The sequence below is a fragment of the Streptomyces sp. NPDC002306 genome, assembly GCF_053593435.1.
The window spans coordinates 190,225-205,001 of sequence record NZ_JBSFCK010000001.1; the positions used below are offsets into that span (position 1 = coordinate 190,225).

Annotated in this window: 11 protein-coding genes; 5 read left to right on the top strand and 6 right to left on the bottom strand. The window is 73.6% G+C overall.

From position 1 onward, the window contains the following. The first annotated feature begins 38 nt into the window (after positions 1 to 38). Together ACWCQK_RS00840 and ACWCQK_RS00845 are read left to right on the top strand one after the other, a co-directional pair. Complete coding sequence (locus ACWCQK_RS00840; RefSeq protein WP_451150394.1) at positions 39 to 1,130, top strand: mechanosensitive ion channel family protein; 1,092 nt, start codon at positions 39 to 41, stop codon at positions 1,128 to 1,130. A 236-nt stretch (positions 1,131 to 1,366) separates the two neighbouring features. Beyond that, on the top strand, positions 1,367 to 3,586 hold the full coding sequence (locus tag ACWCQK_RS00845) for an NADP-dependent isocitrate dehydrogenase (RefSeq protein WP_451150396.1): 2,220 nt from the start codon (positions 1,367 to 1,369) through the stop codon (positions 3,584 to 3,586). Between the two features lie 238 nt (positions 3,587 to 3,824). On the opposite strand, the gene ACWCQK_RS00850 is transcribed toward ACWCQK_RS00845, so the two are convergent. Beyond that, positions 3,825 to 4,166, bottom strand: a complete 342-nt coding sequence (locus ACWCQK_RS00850; protein WP_451150398.1) for a DUF5713 family protein — start codon at positions 4,164 to 4,166, stop codon at positions 3,825 to 3,827. Positions 4,167 to 4,248: 82 nt separating this feature from the next. Here ACWCQK_RS00850 and ACWCQK_RS00855 point away from each other — a divergent pair, with 82 nt between their 5' ends. Continuing rightward, entirely contained in the window at positions 4,249 to 5,046 is a 798-nt protein-coding gene (locus tag ACWCQK_RS00855; RefSeq protein ID WP_451150400.1) for an N-formylglutamate amidohydrolase, read from the top strand. Between the two features lie 17 nt (positions 5,047 to 5,063). Here the strand turns inward: ACWCQK_RS00855 and ACWCQK_RS00860 are convergent, their stop codons facing one another. The 3 genes from ACWCQK_RS00860 to ACWCQK_RS00870 are packed head-to-tail and all read right to left on the bottom strand — an operon-like array spanning position 5,064 to position 7,671. Next, positions 5,064 to 5,594 carry a hypothetical protein gene (locus tag ACWCQK_RS00860; protein ID WP_451150402.1) on the bottom strand — a complete coding sequence of 177 codons (531 nt, stop codon included), beginning with the start codon at positions 5,592 to 5,594 and terminating at the stop codon, positions 5,064 to 5,066. A 5-nt stretch (positions 5,595 to 5,599) separates the two neighbouring features. After that, the gene (locus ACWCQK_RS00865) at positions 5,600 to 6,238 is read right to left on the bottom strand and encodes an RNA polymerase sigma factor (RefSeq protein WP_451150404.1); all 639 of its coding nucleotides are present in this window, start codon (positions 6,236 to 6,238) and stop codon (positions 5,600 to 5,602) included. Then, positions 6,235 to 7,671, bottom strand: a complete 1,437-nt coding sequence (locus tag ACWCQK_RS00870) for a S8/S53 family peptidase (protein WP_451150406.1) — start codon at positions 7,669 to 7,671, stop codon at positions 6,235 to 6,237. Before ACWCQK_RS00870 ends, ACWCQK_RS00865 begins: the two co-directional genes overlap by 4 nt. A gap of 116 nt (positions 7,672 to 7,787) precedes the next feature. On the opposite strand from ACWCQK_RS00870, the gene ACWCQK_RS00875 reads away from it, so the two are divergent. Continuing rightward, positions 7,788 to 10,391 carry a CHAT domain-containing protein gene (locus ACWCQK_RS00875; protein WP_451150408.1) on the top strand — a complete coding sequence of 868 codons (2,604 nt, stop codon included), beginning with the start codon at positions 7,788 to 7,790 and terminating at the stop codon, positions 10,389 to 10,391. Between the two features lie 27 nt (positions 10,392 to 10,418). On the opposite strand, the gene ACWCQK_RS00880 is transcribed toward ACWCQK_RS00875, so the two are convergent. After that, the gene (locus tag ACWCQK_RS00880) at positions 10,419 to 12,275 is read right to left on the bottom strand and encodes a LuxR family transcriptional regulator AbsR2 (protein WP_451150410.1); all 1,857 of its coding nucleotides are present in this window, start codon (positions 12,273 to 12,275) and stop codon (positions 10,419 to 10,421) included. A gap of 95 nt (positions 12,276 to 12,370) precedes the next feature. On the opposite strand from ACWCQK_RS00880, the gene absR1 reads away from it, so the two are divergent. Beyond that, positions 12,371 to 13,456, top strand: a complete 1,086-nt coding sequence (gene absR1, locus ACWCQK_RS00885; RefSeq protein ID WP_451150412.1) for a beta-glucuronidase AbsR1 — start codon at positions 12,371 to 12,373, stop codon at positions 13,454 to 13,456. A gap of 182 nt (positions 13,457 to 13,638) precedes the next feature. Here the strand turns inward: absR1 and ACWCQK_RS00890 are convergent, their stop codons facing one another. After that, positions 13,639 to 14,769 carry an LLM class flavin-dependent oxidoreductase gene (locus ACWCQK_RS00890; RefSeq protein WP_451150414.1) on the bottom strand — a complete coding sequence of 377 codons (1,131 nt, stop codon included), beginning with the start codon at positions 14,767 to 14,769 and terminating at the stop codon, positions 13,639 to 13,641. Positions 14,770 to 14,777 lie beyond the last annotated feature (8 nt).

Genomic DNA, 14,777 nt, shown 5'->3' on the forward strand with positions numbered 1-14,777 from the left:
GCCCGATCCGCCGCGGACCATCCCACCGGAGGTGACCGGTGAACCGCGCGCTGACCCTGGACGACCTCATCCTCGCCGGAATAGCCGTGGCGGCGGGCCTGTTGGCGGCGTTCCTGTCGCGCACGGTGCTGCGCTGGCTGGCCAAGCACGCCAAGCGCACCCGCTGGAGCGGCGACGACGTCATCGTGGACGCCCTGCGGACCGTCATCCCCTGGTCCGCGATCGCCGGCGGCGCGGCCGCCGCGGGCGCGGTGCTGCCGCTGACCAGGCCCCTCCAGCGGACCGTCAACCAGAGCCTGACGGTGCTGCTCATCTTCGTCGTGACGGTGTCGGCGGCCCGGGTGATCGCCGGGCTGGTGCAGTCGGTCACGCAGTCCCGCTCCGGTGTCGCCGGTTCGGCGACGATCTTCGTCAACATCACCCGGATCCTGGTCCTGGCCATCGGCTTCCTGGTGGTGCTCCAGACGCTGGGCATCTCGATAGCGCCGATGCTCACCGCTCTGGGCGTCGGCGGTCTGGCCGTCGCGCTGGCACTCCAGGACACCCTGGCCAACCTCTTCGCGGGCATCCACATCCTCGCCTCCAAGACCGTGCAGCCCGGCGACTACATCAAGCTGAGCAGCGGCGAGGAGGGGTACGTCGAGGACATCAACTGGCGCCAGACGACGGTCCGCGCGCTGTCCAACAACCTGATCGTCATCCCCAACGGCCAGCTCGCGAAGTCGAACATGACCAACTTCATGCGCCCCGAGCAGCAGTTGACGATCCTGGTCCAGGTGGGGGTCGCCTACGACAGCGATCTCGACGAGGTGGAGCGGGTGACCCTGGAGGTCGTCGCCGACACGATGACCGAGATCGCCGGAGCGCTGCCCGAGCACGAGCCGGCGATCCGCTTCCACACCTTCGGCGACTCCCGCATCGGTTTCACGGTGATCCTGGGCGTGGGCGAGTTCAGCGACCAGTTCCGGATCAAGCACGAGTTCGTGAAGCGGCTGCACCGGCGCTACCGCGAGGAAGGGATCCGGATCCCGGCGCCGACGCGGACGGTCGCGTTGCAGCAGGGGGCGGTGGTGATCCCGCAGCAGCGCGTGGGGGACGACGTCGTACCGGCGGACGTCACCGCACCCTGAGGGGAGGCGACCGGAGAGGCGGTCCCGGAGACGACTCCGGGATCGACACCGGGATCGGACCCTGAAGGGTTCCAGGAGTCGGCCGCTCGCACTGTTCGCACACCTGTTCGCATTCGGGTGATTCGGGCGCCCCGCTCCCCGGCGGGGCGCCGCACCGGGCGGACCCCTGTCGAGCGGAGGACTCCCACGAGATATCTTGATATCGAGCAATGTTGCAGACGTGGAGCGGAGCACCGGTGACTGACTCGACCATCATCTATACGCACACTGACGAGGCCCCGGCCCTGGCGACGTATTCCTTCCTGCCGGTGGTCCGGGCGTACGCCGCGCAGGCGGGTGTCGACGTGGAGACGCGCGACATCTCGCTGGCCGGGCGCCTCATCTCCGTGTTCCCGGAGTACCTGGCCGAGGACCAGCGCATCCCGGACGCGCTGGCCGAGCTCGGTGAGCTGGCCAAGACGCCCGAGGCCAACATCATCAAGCTGCCGAACATCTCGGCGTCGATCCCGCAGCTGAAGGCCGCGGTCGCCGAGCTCCAGGCGCAGGGCTACGCGCTGCCGGACTACCCGGACGACCCGAAGACCGACGAGGAGCGGGAGATCCAGGCCCGCTACGACAAGGTCAAGGGCTCCGCCGTGAACCCGGTCCTGCGCGAGGGCAACTCCGACCGCCGTGCCCCCGCGTCGGTCAAGAACTACGCCAAGACCCACCCGCACCGCATGGGCGCCTGGTCGGCCGACTCGAAGACGAACGTCGCCACGATGGGCGTCGACGACTTCCGCTCCACCGAGAAGTCCGCCGTGATCTCCGAGGCGGGCACGCTGCGGATCGAGCTGGTCGGCGACGACGGCTCCACCACCGTGCTGCGCGAGTCGGTACCGGTCCGCGAGGGCGAGGTCGTCGACGCCTCGGTCATGCACGTGGCGCCGCTGCGCGAGTTCCTCACGGCGCAGATCGCCAAGGCCAAGGCGGACGGCGTGCTGTTCTCCGTGCACCTCAAGGCCACGATGATGAAGGTCTCCGACCCGATCGTCTTCGGTCACGTGGTGCGTGCCTTCTTCCCGAAGACGTTCGCGCGCTACGGCGAGCAGCTCGCCGCCGCCGGCCTGACCCCGAACGACGGTCTGGGCGGCATCCACAAGGGCCTGGAGTCCCTGCCCGAGGGCGCCGAGATCAAGGCCTCCTTCGACGCCGAGCTCGCCGAGGGTCCGGCGCTGGCCATGGTCGACTCCGACAAGGGCATCACCAACCTGCACGTGCCGTCCGACGTGATCGTCGACGCCTCGATGCCGGCCATGATCCGCACCTCCGGTCACATGTGGGGCCCGGACGGCCAGGAGGCCGACACCCTCGCGGTGCTGCCGGACTCCTCGTACGCCGGTGTCTACCAGGCCGTGATCGACGACTGCCGGGCCCACGGCGCCTACGACCCGTCGACGATGGGCTCGGTCCCGAACGTCGGTCTGATGGCGCAGAAGGCCGAGGAGTACGGCAGCCACGACAAGACCTTCGAGATCCCGACCACCGGCACGGTCCGCCTCGTGGACCAGGCCGGCAACGTGGTGATCGAGCAGACGGTCTCGGCCGGCGACATCTTCCGCGCCTGCCAGACCAAGGACGCCCCGATCAAGGACTGGGTGAAGCTGGCCGTCACCCGGGCCCGCGCCACCGGCAGCCCGGCCGTGTTCTGGCTGGACGAGACCCGCGCGCACGACGCCAACCTGATCGCCAAGGTCCACGCGTACCTCGCGGAGCACGACACCGAGGGCCTGGACATCCGGATCCTCGCCCCGGTCGAGGCGACCAAGCTGTCGGTCGAGCGCATCCGCCGCGGCGAGGACACGATCTCCGTCACCGGCAACGTGCTGCGCGACTACCTCACCGACCTGTTCCCGATCCTGGAGCTGGGCACCAGCGCCAAGATGCTGTCGGTGGTCCCGCTGATGGCGGGCGGCGGCCTGTTCGAGACGGGCGCCGGCGGCAGCGCGCCGAAGCACGTCCAGCAGCTGGTCAAGGAGAACTACCTGCGCTGGGACTCGCTGGGTGAGTTCTTCGCCCTGGTGCCGTCCCTCGAGCAGTACGCGAAGACCACGGACAACGCCCGTGCCCAGGTCCTCGCCGACACCCTCGACCGCGCCACGGCGACCTTCCTCAACGAGGACAAGTCCCCGACCCGTCGCGTCGGCGGCATCGACAACCGTGGCAGCCACTTCTTCCTGTCCCTGTACTGGGCGCAGGAGCTGGCCGCGCAGACCGACGACGCGGACCTGGCCAAGGCCTTCGCCTCGCTCGCCGAGACGCTCGCCACGAACGAGCAGCGCATCGTCGACGAGCTGAACGCCGTCCAGGGCCGGCCGGCCGACATCGGCGGCTACTACCAGCCCGACCCGGCCAAGGCCGCCGCGGTGATGCGCCCGTCCGCCACCTGGAACGAGGCGCTCGCGTCCCTCGCCTGAGCCTGACGCGCCGGGCCCCCGGGCCCGTCGTCCCGTACCCGCGCCCCCGGTCGGCATCGCCCGACCGGGGGCGCGGGCATGTCACCCACCGCGGCGAGGCGGAGTGACGGATCTCCTTCGGCCGCGCGAGGTGGTCGCGTCACCGTGAGGGCGTGACGGCCTCCTCATGGGGACGGAGCAGGCCGCCGGACTCGTGCGGGAGATCTCCGGGTGAGCGACGACTTGACCGGGGTCCCGGTCACCACTCCCGCGTCGCGATGAGCTTCTCCACGTCCGCGTCCGAGAAGCCGTAGGCCCGGGCGACGAACCGGAAGTCCTCGGCTATCTCCTCGCGCGCCACCGTCTCGATCTCGCTGCCGGCCGCCTCGAACTCCGCCTCCAGGTCGTTGAACTCCTCGGTGGCGGCGCGGGTGAGGGCGTAGAGCGCGGTCAGGTCGGCGGGCCGCTCGGCCTCGATGCGCTCGCACAGGCGCAGCAGGATCCCCCGGCCCCGGTCCAGCACCCGGTCCGGGTAGTAGTCGTCGGCGTACAAGGCCCGCAGAAACGGGTGCGTGCTCACCCGCGCGTCGCTGACCGGCATGGCGCTGCCCGCCCTTCCTCGGCGTTCGATGTGACACCTTGATCGTGCACCACGCCACTGACAACGCTCCCGGAGCCGCCGTATGACCCCCGCCGCACCCTCCTTCGAGCTGCTGCCCGGCGCCGACGACTCGCCCGTCCTCCTGCACGTGCCGCACTCCGCACGGGAGATCCCGCCGGCCGTGCGCGCCGGGATCCTGCTCGACGACGCGGCGCTGGAGAGGGAGCTGGACCACATCACCGACGCGCACACCGCGCGGCTCGCCGCCGAGGCGGCCGAGGTGGCCGAGGTGCCGCCCTGGCGGTTCGTCAACCGGCTGTCCCGGCTGGTCGTCGACCCGGAGCGGTTCCCGGACGAGCGCGAGGAGATGCTGGCCGTGGGAATGGGCGCGGTGTACACCCGCACCACGCACCGCGACGCGCTACGGCCCGGGGACACCGATCCGGAGCCGCTGGTCGCGCGCTACTTCCGCCCGTACGCACAGGCCATGACGCGGGCCGTGGAAGAGCGGCTGGCCGCGGTGGGGCGGGCCGTCGTCGTCGACGTGCACTCGTACCCGACCTCGCCGCTGCCCTACGAACTGCACGGCGACGGTCCGCGACCGCCGGTCTGCCTGGGCACCGACGCCTTCCACACCCCGCCGGGCCTGCTGGCGGCGGCGCGAGAGGCGTTCTCCGGGTTCGGGGAGGTCGGGCTGGACAGCCCGTTCGGCGGAGCGTACGTGCCGCTGGAGTTCTACGGCCGGGACGCGCGGGTGAGCGCCCTGATGGTGGAGATCCGCCGGGACACGTACATGAGCGAACCGGGCGGCCCGGCGGGAGCGGGGCTGACCCGGCTCGCCGCCGCGCTGGCCGCCCTGGTCGACGCCGTCCCGCGCTGACCCCTCGAGGCCGTGGCTCAGGCGCGCAGCCACTCCGTGACGACCACCTCGCCGCCGGTGCGCAGCCGTAGCGCGAACGGACCGGAAGGGGGCGCGTCGCAGGCGAAGCGGCCCAGGTCGTCGGCGGTGAGCGGGGCGGCCGACTGCGGACCGCTGAGCACCTCGATGCGGGCCGTCTGTGGCGGGAGCACCTGCCCCATCAGGCCCTCGGCGGTCACCTCCACGTCCACGGTCAGCTCGCCCGTGGAGAAGGTCAGCATCCGGGGCGGGTCGTCCGCTCCCCTGACCGGAAGGGCGTCGGTCAGCGAGTCGAAGGTCAGCTCGGCGACCCGCGCGTCGAAGTCGTGCAGCGCGTAGGCCTCCACCGCGATCCGGTACAGCTCGGCCGGTACCGGGTCGAGGATGGCGGCGGCCTGCCGGAGTTCCTCCTCCAGGCTGTCGCAGTCGAGTTCGGCGTCCAGACCGTCGTCGTAGGCGTCCTCGTCGAAGACGTCGTCGCGGGTGCCGTCGCCGCGGTTCGTGTCACCGATGTCGTTCATGTCGCTCATGTCGTTCACCGTGCTCCCCGTGCGTCGAGTCGGGCCCGCAGGCGCCGCAGACAGCGCTGGCGCGTCGGGCCGATGCTGCCGACGGCGATGCCCAGCGCGGCGGACACCTCCTGATAGCTGGGCGGCTGCGCGGCCATCAGGACACGCAGCAACTGGCGGCAGCGGTCGCCGAGTTCCTCGAACTCCTGCCACAGCCGCCGGACGCGCTCGCTCTCGGCGGCGGCCTCCTCCGAGTCGAGGACCGACTGCTCCGGCGTCCGGTCCTCGCTGACCCGGTCGAGCAGGTGCGGATCGTCGGTCGGGGTCAGCCGCCGCAGGCTCTTGATCACCTTCAGGCACTCGTGGCGCGCGGTGCTGGCCAGCCAGGAGCCGGCCTTCTCCGGCTCGCGGATCCGCCCCAGGTGCTGGGCGAAGCGGAACCACACGGTCTGGTACACCTCGTGCCCGTCGGCGTCGGAGAGCCGGTGGGCCCGCACCACGGACCACACCAGGGGGCTCAGCCCCTCCACGAGCGCCTTCCAGGCGGCCGCGTCACCGTCGACGGCCGACCGGACGAGCGCGCCGACATCTGTACGGTCCACGGCCCCACCCCTCGTGTACGGCAAGTCATCGTACGCCGTGGAAGGGGCACTTCCGGCCCTCATGCCGGAGGAGCGAACTGCACGACCGACACCGGGCGCCACGTCGGCGGGCGCAGCGCCGGCACGTGCGCCCCGCGCACCTCCGCGAACTCGGTGTTCGCCGCCAGCAGTCGCTGACGGGCGGCGCGCGCGTCGGACTCCGTGTTGGCGGTCATGTACGAGGCGATCAGGCCGGCGGCGACCGGGGTGGCGAAGGAGGTGCCGCTCCACTGCGCGAACCCCTCGAACATCACCTGGTCGGGCTTGCCCGCGCCGCTGTCCCGTTCCTCGCTCAGCATCCCGGTGTGCCGGGGCGCCTGGCAGGTGCAGGAATAGGTGAAGCCGTAGCGGCAGGCGTCGTACGTGGAGTGCCGGTAGACGTACGGGACGGGCGCGTCGAAGCCGGTGAGGGAGCTGGTGAGCCGCTCGCCGGGGGCGTAGACCCGCACCCAGGAGCCGTGGTTGCTGAAGCAGGCGCCGAACTCGCCGTCGCCGCGCAGCGCTCCGACCGAGAGCACGGTGTCCTCGTACTCGGGCAGGGAGGCGTAGGCGGCGGGCCAGAAGGGGGTGGCGCTGGCGTTGTTGCCGGCCGCGGCGACCAACAGGGTGCGCTGGGTGCGCAGTTCCTGCATGAAGGCCTCGACGCCGAGCAGACCGTCGGTACGGCCGTTGGAGGTACCGGCGGAGAGGCTGATGATGTCGGGCCAGCCGTCGCGGTCGACGGCAGCGAAGAGCGCCTCGCCGAAGTCGGACTCCAGGATGGCGCCCGCGTCGTTGAGCGTGTTGCGCACGGTGATGTCGGTGTTGGGCGCGACGGCGGCGAGGAGTCCGGCGATGAACGTGCCGTGGCCGACGTACTGCTGGAGCACGCCCTCGTCGTCGGTCTCCTGGAGCTGGGCGTCCCCGGTGGTGTGCGCGAGCAGCGGGTACGACCGGTGGTCGTGCATCAGGCCTGTGTCGATCACCAGGACGCCGACGGCGGTGCCCTGGTCGTAGGCCGTCCCGGCCGCCGCCGGGTTGGGCGCCTCGGTGAGCGGGGCGGGCACGGGCTCGTCGCCGGGGCAGGCGTTGACCGCGATGGACACGACGTGGTTGCGGCTGACCAGGCGCCGGCCCGCGCGGCCCTCCGCCTCCCGCAGGGCGCGCAGGGCGCCCGCCACCGCGCGGTCGCCGCGCCGGTCGCCGTGTCCGGGGTCGCCGACCTGGATCCGGGTGATGCCGGAGCGGTTGGTCTGCGGGCCCGCGCGGCGCACGTGGTCCGCGTCCAGGCCGGTGGTGTCGGTGAAGTGGGTGCGCACGGCGTCCTCGACGACCCGTGCCTCCTCGCCGTCGCGGGCGAGCACGACACCCTTCTCGTAGATGAACTCGGCGGAGTCGTCCGGGCCCAGCGCGAGGGAGACGTCCGGAAGTGAGCGCTGGATCTGGTCGAACTGCTCGTGGAATCGCTGAGGTGCCATGCGTGTCCTCCCACTGAGGCGGTGGTCGTCAATCAGAGCCGCGGAGCCGTCGATTGATACAGCGCCGGACCCGGGTGACATGGTTACGGAAGCCCTGGAGCACTACCATCCGTTGAGTGACAGCGGGAAGCGAATCGGTTCTCGAACTGCTGCCGATGGTGTTCGCCGCCCCCAACGACGCGCTGGCGCGGGCGGAAGGTGTGCTGGGCGCCGATCCGCCGCCGTTGCACGCCTCGATCGCCCACCAGGTGATCGGCATCTGGCAGCGGGACTGGGGCGACCTGCGGATCGCCCTGCGGCATCTGCGGCGTGCCCGGGACCTGGCGGCGCGCGCGGAGTCGGCCGAGCGGGAGGCTGACGTGCTCGGCACGCTCGGCGTGGCCCTCGTGCACGCCGGCCGCACCCGGCAGGGCCTGGCGGCCTTCGAGCGGGGCGTGGGACGCGGCAGCGGACACACCCGGGCGCGGGTGCTGTTCCGGCGGGCGTACGCCTGGTGGGTGCTGGGTCACCATCGCGAGGCGCTGGAGGACGTACGCAAGGCGATCCCGGTGCTGCGCCAGGCCGACGACGTCATCTGGACGGCACGCGCGCTCACGCTGCGCGCCACCGTGCACCTGGCCCTCGGCGCGGTGGACCGGGCGGACGCCGACTTCGGCGCCGCCGAGGCACTGTGGGACACCACCGGCCAGGAACACGACAAGGCGGACGCCGTGGAGAGCCGGGGCCTGGCCGCGTTCCGCTCCGGTGACGTGCCGGCGGCGCTGCGGCTGCTGGACGAGGCCGAGGAACGGTACGCGAAGCTCGGCACACCGACGTTCATGCTCAACATCCGGCGCTGCGAGGTGCTGATGGCCGCGGGGCTCGCGCCGGAGGCGCTGACCGAGGCGGACGCGGCGATCGGGGTCCTCGACGGGATCGGCGGGCAGTCCACCCGCAAGGCGGAACTGCTGCTGGGCGCCGCGCGGGCGGCCCGGCTGTCGGGTGATCCGCACACCGCGATAGCCCGCGCGGACCTGGCGGTGCGGCTGTTCGCCGCGCAGCGGCGCGGCTGGTGGGAGACGCACGCCCGGCTGGTGCTGATCGAGGCGCGGGTGGCCGCCGGGCGCGGCTCGGGGCGGCTGGTCGCGGACGCGGCGGCGGTGGCGGAGCGGCTGGCCTCCTTCGGCGCGCCGGCCGCGCCGGAGGCCTCGCTGCTGGCGGGCCGGATCGCGCTCGGCCTCGGCTGGACGGCGGACGCCGAACGGCATCTGGCGGTCGCCGCGCGCGGCCGGTACAGCGGGCCGCCGCTGGCCCGGGTCACGGGCTGGGCCGCGCAGGCGCTGAGCGCCCGGGCGGCCGGTTCGGGCCGGGGTGTGCTGGAGGCCTGCCGGCGCGGTCTGGACGTGCTCGACGACCACCGGATGACGCTGGGGGCCTCGGAGTTGCGGGCCCGTGCCACCGAGCAGGGCGCGGAACTGGCGGCGCTGGCTCAGCAGGCGAGCCTGGCCCGGGGCGGGCCGCGGCGGCTGCTGGAGTGGAGCGAGCGCTGGCGGGCCACCGTGCTGTCGGCGCCTCCCACCCGGCCGCCCGCCGACCCGGCGCTGCTGAGCGGGATGACGGCCTTCCGCGAGATCGCGGCGCGGGCGGAGGAGGCGCGCAGGGACGGCCGTCCGGTGCCGGCCCTGGAGCGCGAGCAGCGGCGGCTGGAGCGGGAGGTCCGCTCCCGGACCCTGCACATCCGCGGTGCCGATCCCGGCGGCGGGGACCGGTTCGACACCGGCCGGCTGCTGGAGCGGCTGGGCGACGAGCGGCTGGTGGAACTCGCCGTGGTGGACGGGCGGGTGCACGTGCTGCTGTGCGGCCGGGGCCGGGTGCGGCGCTACGCGGCGGGGCTGCTCGTCGACGCGGAGCGGGAGGCCGAGTACCTCCAGTCGGGGCTGCGGCGGCTGGCGCATCCGGGGGCGGAGGGCCGGCTGCCGGTGGTGGAGGCGGCGGGGCGGCGGCTGGAGGAGCTGCTGCTCGGTCCGGTCGCCGGGCTGCTGGGCGGCGGACCGGTCGTGGTGGTGCCGCCGGGCCGGCTGCACCGGGTGCCGTGGGCGGTGCTGCCCTCGCTGCGTGAGCGGGTGCTGAGCGTGTCGCCGTCGGCGAGCAGCTGGCTGCGCGCCCGGGAGACCGATCCGCCGCCGGGCGGACGTCATGTGCTGGTCCGTGGGCCGGGGTTGGCGACCGGGGGCGCGGAGGTGCCCGACCTGGCCGACCGGTACGGCACGCCGACCGTGCTGGAGCACGCCGACGCGCGCGTGCCGAGGGTGCTGGAGGAGCTCGACGGGGCCGCCCTGGCCCATATCGCGGCGCACGGCACCTTCCGCGCGGACAGCCCCCTGTTCTCGTCGCTGCGGATGGCCGACGGGCCGCTCATCGTGCACGACTTCGAACGCCTGGACCGCAGCCCGTACCGGATCATCCTCTCCAGCTGCGACACCGCCCGGCTCGCCTCGGTCGGGGCCGACGAACTCCTCGGTCTGGTCACCGCGTTGCTGCCGCTGGGCACCGCCGGCGTGGTGGCGAGCAGCGCGCCCGTCAACGACGCGGCGGTGGTGCCGCTGATGCTCGCCCTGCACAAGGGCCTCAGCGTGGGCCTGTCGCTCGCCGAGGCGCTGCGTGACGCCCGGGGCGCGCTGCCCGGCGACGCGACGCACCAGGCGACGGGTTGGGCGTTCACGGCGTTCGGGGCGGCGTGAGGGCCCCGGGACCGGCCTCGTCCCGACTCAGGCCGACCGTGTCCGCGGCTCCTCGGCCGTGAGCGTGGGCAGCGCGCCCCGGTCGCCGGTGCCCAGGCGGCTGTAGGCGCTGTAGAGGTGGTTGCCGACGGTGCGCACCGAGAGGGTGAGCTGTTCGGCGATCTGGCGGTTGGTCAGGCCGGCCGCCGCGAGGGTGACGATCTGCCTCTGCCGGGTGGTGAGTTCGCCCAGGACCAGGCCGGACAGGGCCGGGGTGCGGGCGCCCGGGCAGCGGCGGGCGAGGGCGACGGCGCGGGTGCGGGAGGTGCGGGCGGCGCTCGGGTCGCGGTGCGCCCGTACGGCCTGGGCGTGCGCCTCCGCGGCGAAGAGCAGGAAGCCGCGTTCCTCCAGCGCCTCGGCCGCACGGTCAAGGGCGGGTCCGTCGCCGTGCGCGAGGGCCCGCGCGTGCGCCGCGAGCACGCCGTCGGCGGGGAGCCGGCGGGCGGCCTCGCCCGGGTCGCCGAGGCGGACCGCTTCGTAGCGGGCGTACACGTCGTGGTCCCCGGCCGGTTCGCGCAGCGCCTCCCGTGCCGCGTCCAGGTCGCCGCGAGCGGCCGCCCGCCAGGCCGCCGGGACACCGTCGGCGACGGCCGCGTCCTTGGCCGTGACCTCGCCCGTCTGGGCGACGGCCAGGGCCAGTTCGGCGCGGCAGGCGGTGCCGTCGGGATCCCCGGGCGGTGCCTCCCGGTCGTCGCGCAGCCCCTCCCGCGCCCAGGCCGCCGCCTCGCGCAGCTGCCCCCGCAGACGGGCGGACCGGGCTCGTACGGCCGCGTGCCCGGGCGGCAGCGGCGCCCCCTCCGCCACGAGCCACCGCCCCACGGGCGCCGCCAGGTCCCGTACGTCCGCCTGCTCGATGCGGTGTTCCAGCGCGGCCGTCTCCGTCTTCAGGGCGAGTTCCCGCTCGCCCGGGGTGCCGGCCAGCCGCCTCGCCCGCAGCCGGCCGGCCGCGGCCCGCAGCACCGGGCCGTGCAGGGGGTGGGCGAGACGGACGTGGCCGTGGTCGTCGACGCCGATCAGGCCGTCCTCCTCGAGGCGTTCGAGGATCAGCGGATCGAGGGCGTCTACGTCCAGCGGAAGGGGTTCGGCGAAGGCGAGCCGGTCGAGGATCTCGCGTTCGTCGGGGCACCCGCGCCGCAGCAGGTGGGCGGCGCGTTCGCGGACGGCGGTGGTCAGCGGCACCGGGCCGCGCCAGGCGTGCTCGCCGGTGTCCGGGACGCGGGTGAGCGCGCCCTGTTCGCGGATCGCGCCGAGCAGGTCGCGCAGCAGCCGCAGGTCGCCTCGGACCAGGCGGTGCAGCCGGTCGGCGGTGAGTGGTTCGAGGGCGCGGCCGGCCCCTGCCGACAGCAGTCGTGCGGTCTCCTCGCGGGGCAGCGGTTCCAGGGCGAGGCGGGGCAGCAGTTCGCCGGTCCACAGCCGGGTCACGGCGGCGGGCGCCGGGGCGCCGTCCGTGGCGACGACCAGCAGCCGGGTGCGGCCGTGCACCGCGAGGTGGTGCACCAGGGCGGCCGAGGCGTCGTCGAGCAGATGAGCGTCGTCGACCAGCAACAGGCGCACACCGGACAGCCGTTGTACGGCGCGGTGCAGGGAGACGGTCTCGGGCAGCAGGTGAGCGAAGGCGCCGAAGCGCAGATCGCGGCCCTCCGGGGTGCCGGTCACCCTGGCGCAGTCGCTGCCGCGCAGGGCCTCGGCGGCCAGCCGGGTCTTGCCGCGGCCCGGCGCTCCGGTCACCACCACGCCGGGCCGTCCGGCGGCCAGGGACTGCCGGACCAGCTCCAGTTCGTCCTGCCGGCCGGTGAACGGCCAGGGCAGTTCGAAGGTGTTCGCGTCCCGTCGGAAAGTCGTCACGACGGTATGAGCCGGGATACTCACCCCTGATACAGGGGGACTTGAGTAGCCCCCGACTCAGGCGCCCGGCGCGCGGCGGTCGGCAGGCTGGGTCCATGACCGCTCGCTACTGCTCCCTCGCGCAGCAGTCGGCCCCCGCCTTCCCGGCCGGGCTGACCGCCGAGCGGATCAGCGCGCTCGTCGGCGGACGTCCGATGTGGGTCAACGGCACGGTCATGCACTACTGCTTCCTCGACGGCGAGGCCGACGGGTCGGTGATCGCCGTACCGGGCGGCGCGGGCACCCGGTGGGTGTCGTGGGTCGGCGCCAAGGAGCAGCAGGATGTGGTCCGCGAGTGCTTCCGGGAGTGGCAGGACCTCGGTATCGGCGTGTCCTTCGCCGAGGTCGGCGACCGCTCCGAGGCCGAACTGCGCATCGGGTTCCAGCTCGGCGACGGCTCCTGGTCGACGGTGGGCAGGGACGCGCTCCGGGTCGGGCTGAGCGAGCGCACCATGAACTTCGGGTGGGATTTGACCGCGCCCGGGGAGCGCGGGACGGCCCTGCACGAGATCGGGCACGCGCTGGGCATGCTGCACGAGCACCAGAGCCCGTTCGCCGGCATCCACTGGGACGACGAGGCCGTGTACGCCGATCTGGCGGGCTCGCCCAACTACTGGAGCCGGGACCGCACGTTCTTCAACATCCTGCGCAAGCTGGACCCGGCCGAGGTCAACGGCTCGGTCTGGGACCCCCTGTCGATCATGGAGTATCCGTTCCCGTCGGGGCTGATCCTGGAGCCCGAGCAGTTCCGCGGCGGTCTGAACCCGCCCGGCAGCCTCTCGCCCCTCGACAAGGAGTTCGTGCTCCGCTGGTACCCGCCCCAAGGCGCGCGGCAGCCGTCCGCGCTGGTGCCGTTCCGGTCGGCGCCGCTGCGTCTGGGGCCCGGCGGTCAGGCCGATTTCGTCGTCGAGCCGCCAGAGACCCGCGAGTACACCCTGGGCACCTTCGGTGACAGCGACACCGTCGTCGTGGTCTTCGAGGAGCGGGACGGGGAGCCCCGCTTCCTCTGCGGCCAGGACGACGGGGGCACCCCGCACAACGCCACGGTCAGGGCCCGTCTCGTCAAGGGTCGTCGCTACTTCGTCCGGGTGCGCCTGTACTCCGCCTGGGGTTCGGGCGAGACGGCGGTCATGTGCTGGTGAGCACACGACCGGCGGGACCCGTGCGCGCAGACCACTGTCCGGCGCCGGGGGAAAGGGCCGGGGACGCCACCTTCGGGGGAGGGTGACGTCCTCGGCCCGGCCACCGGGTCACGCGCGCGTCGCCGCCGGCACGGCTCCGCGCCGGTCGCCGGACCGGCCCGGAGGGGCGAGGCGGGGCCCGTTCACCGCTTCCGCCACTCCTCGGCCAGCAGTTCGTACGACCGCACCCGTGCCGCGTGGTCGTGGGTGATCGTCGTGATGAGCAACTCGTCGGCGCCGGTGGCCTCCTGGAGCTGTTCGAGGTGGTCGGCGACCCGGGCGGGCGATCCGACGAACCGGGTGTCCAGGCGGTCCTGGACCAGCGCGCGGTCCTCGTCCGTCCACACGTGGGCGCGGGCCTGTCCGGGCGTCGGGTACTCGATGGCGCCCTCGGCGGTGCGGATGCTGCGGACCCACGGGCCGTAGCCTTCGGCGAGTTCGCGGGCCGTCTCGTCGTCCTCGGCGACGACGACGTCGGCGGAGACACTGACGTACGGCTTGTCGAGGTGGTCGGAGGGCTGGAAGAAGGCGCGGTAGCCGTCCACCGCCTCCAGCACGGTGGCCGGGCTGACATGGTAGTTCGCGGCGAAGCGCAGGCCGCGCGCGCCCGCCGTCTCGGCACTCGGGCCGCCGCTGCTGCCGAGGATCCACACCTCGACGTCGGCGCCCTCGCCGGGCACGACGTGGGCCTCGACGCCCTCCGGGGAGCGGTAGGTGCCGGCCAGCAGGGCGAGGATGTCGTCGATCTGTTGCGCGTAGTCCTGGGACGCGGCGCCCGGCAGCAGGAGCAGCCCGCGCTGGAGGGCGATCCGGGGCGAGCCGAGCAGCTGCTCGAAGGAGAACCGGGGCGGTATGACGAGGCCGTTGGGTGCCCTGCCGTCGACCACGGGGGTCGCCGTCGGCGGCGGGGCCGCGGGCTGTCCCGGTGGGCGCCCGCCCGAGCGGCCCAGGCCCAGGTCGAGGCGGCCCGGGTGCAGGGCGTCGATCAGGCCGAACTCCTCGACCGTGGACAGGGCGGTGCGGTGGCCGAGCTGGACGGCCCCCGAACCGAGCCGGATCGTGGAGGTCGCGGCGGCGGTCAGCGCGATGACGACCGCCGGGGACGTACCCGCGACGCCGGGGTTGAGATGGTGTTCGGCGAACCAGTGGCGGGTGTAGCCGAATCTCTCGGCCCGCCGGGCGAGGTCGATCGAGTTGCGCAGGGCGTCGGCCGCGGTGGAGCCGGTCGGGATCGGGACCAGGTCGAGAACGCCGAGGGGTGTGCCGGAGGACATGGGCCTGC

Coding starts and splice junctions, on each gene's coding strand:
- ACWCQK_RS00855 (WP_451150400.1), top strand. CDS start 4,249: ATGACCCCCGCCGCACCCTCCTTCGAGCTGCTGCCCGGCGCCGACGAC.
- ACWCQK_RS00850 (WP_451150398.1), bottom strand. CDS start 4,166: ATGCCGGTCAGCGACGCGCGGGTGAGCACGCACCCGTTTCTGCGGGCC.
- absR1 (WP_451150412.1), top strand. CDS start 12,371: ATGACCGCTCGCTACTGCTCCCTCGCGCAGCAGTCGGCCCCCGCCTTC.
- ACWCQK_RS00865 (WP_451150404.1), bottom strand. CDS start 6,238: ATGAGGGCCGGAAGTGCCCCTTCCACGGCGTACGATGACTTGCCGTAC.
- ACWCQK_RS00890 (WP_451150414.1), bottom strand. CDS start 14,769: ATGTCCTCCGGCACACCCCTCGGCGTTCTCGACCTGGTCCCGATCCCG.
- ACWCQK_RS00870 (WP_451150406.1), bottom strand. CDS start 7,671: ATGGCACCTCAGCGATTCCACGAGCAGTTCGACCAGATCCAGCGCTCA.
- ACWCQK_RS00860 (WP_451150402.1), bottom strand. CDS start 5,594: ATGAGCGACATGAACGACATCGGTGACACGAACCGCGGCGACGGCACC.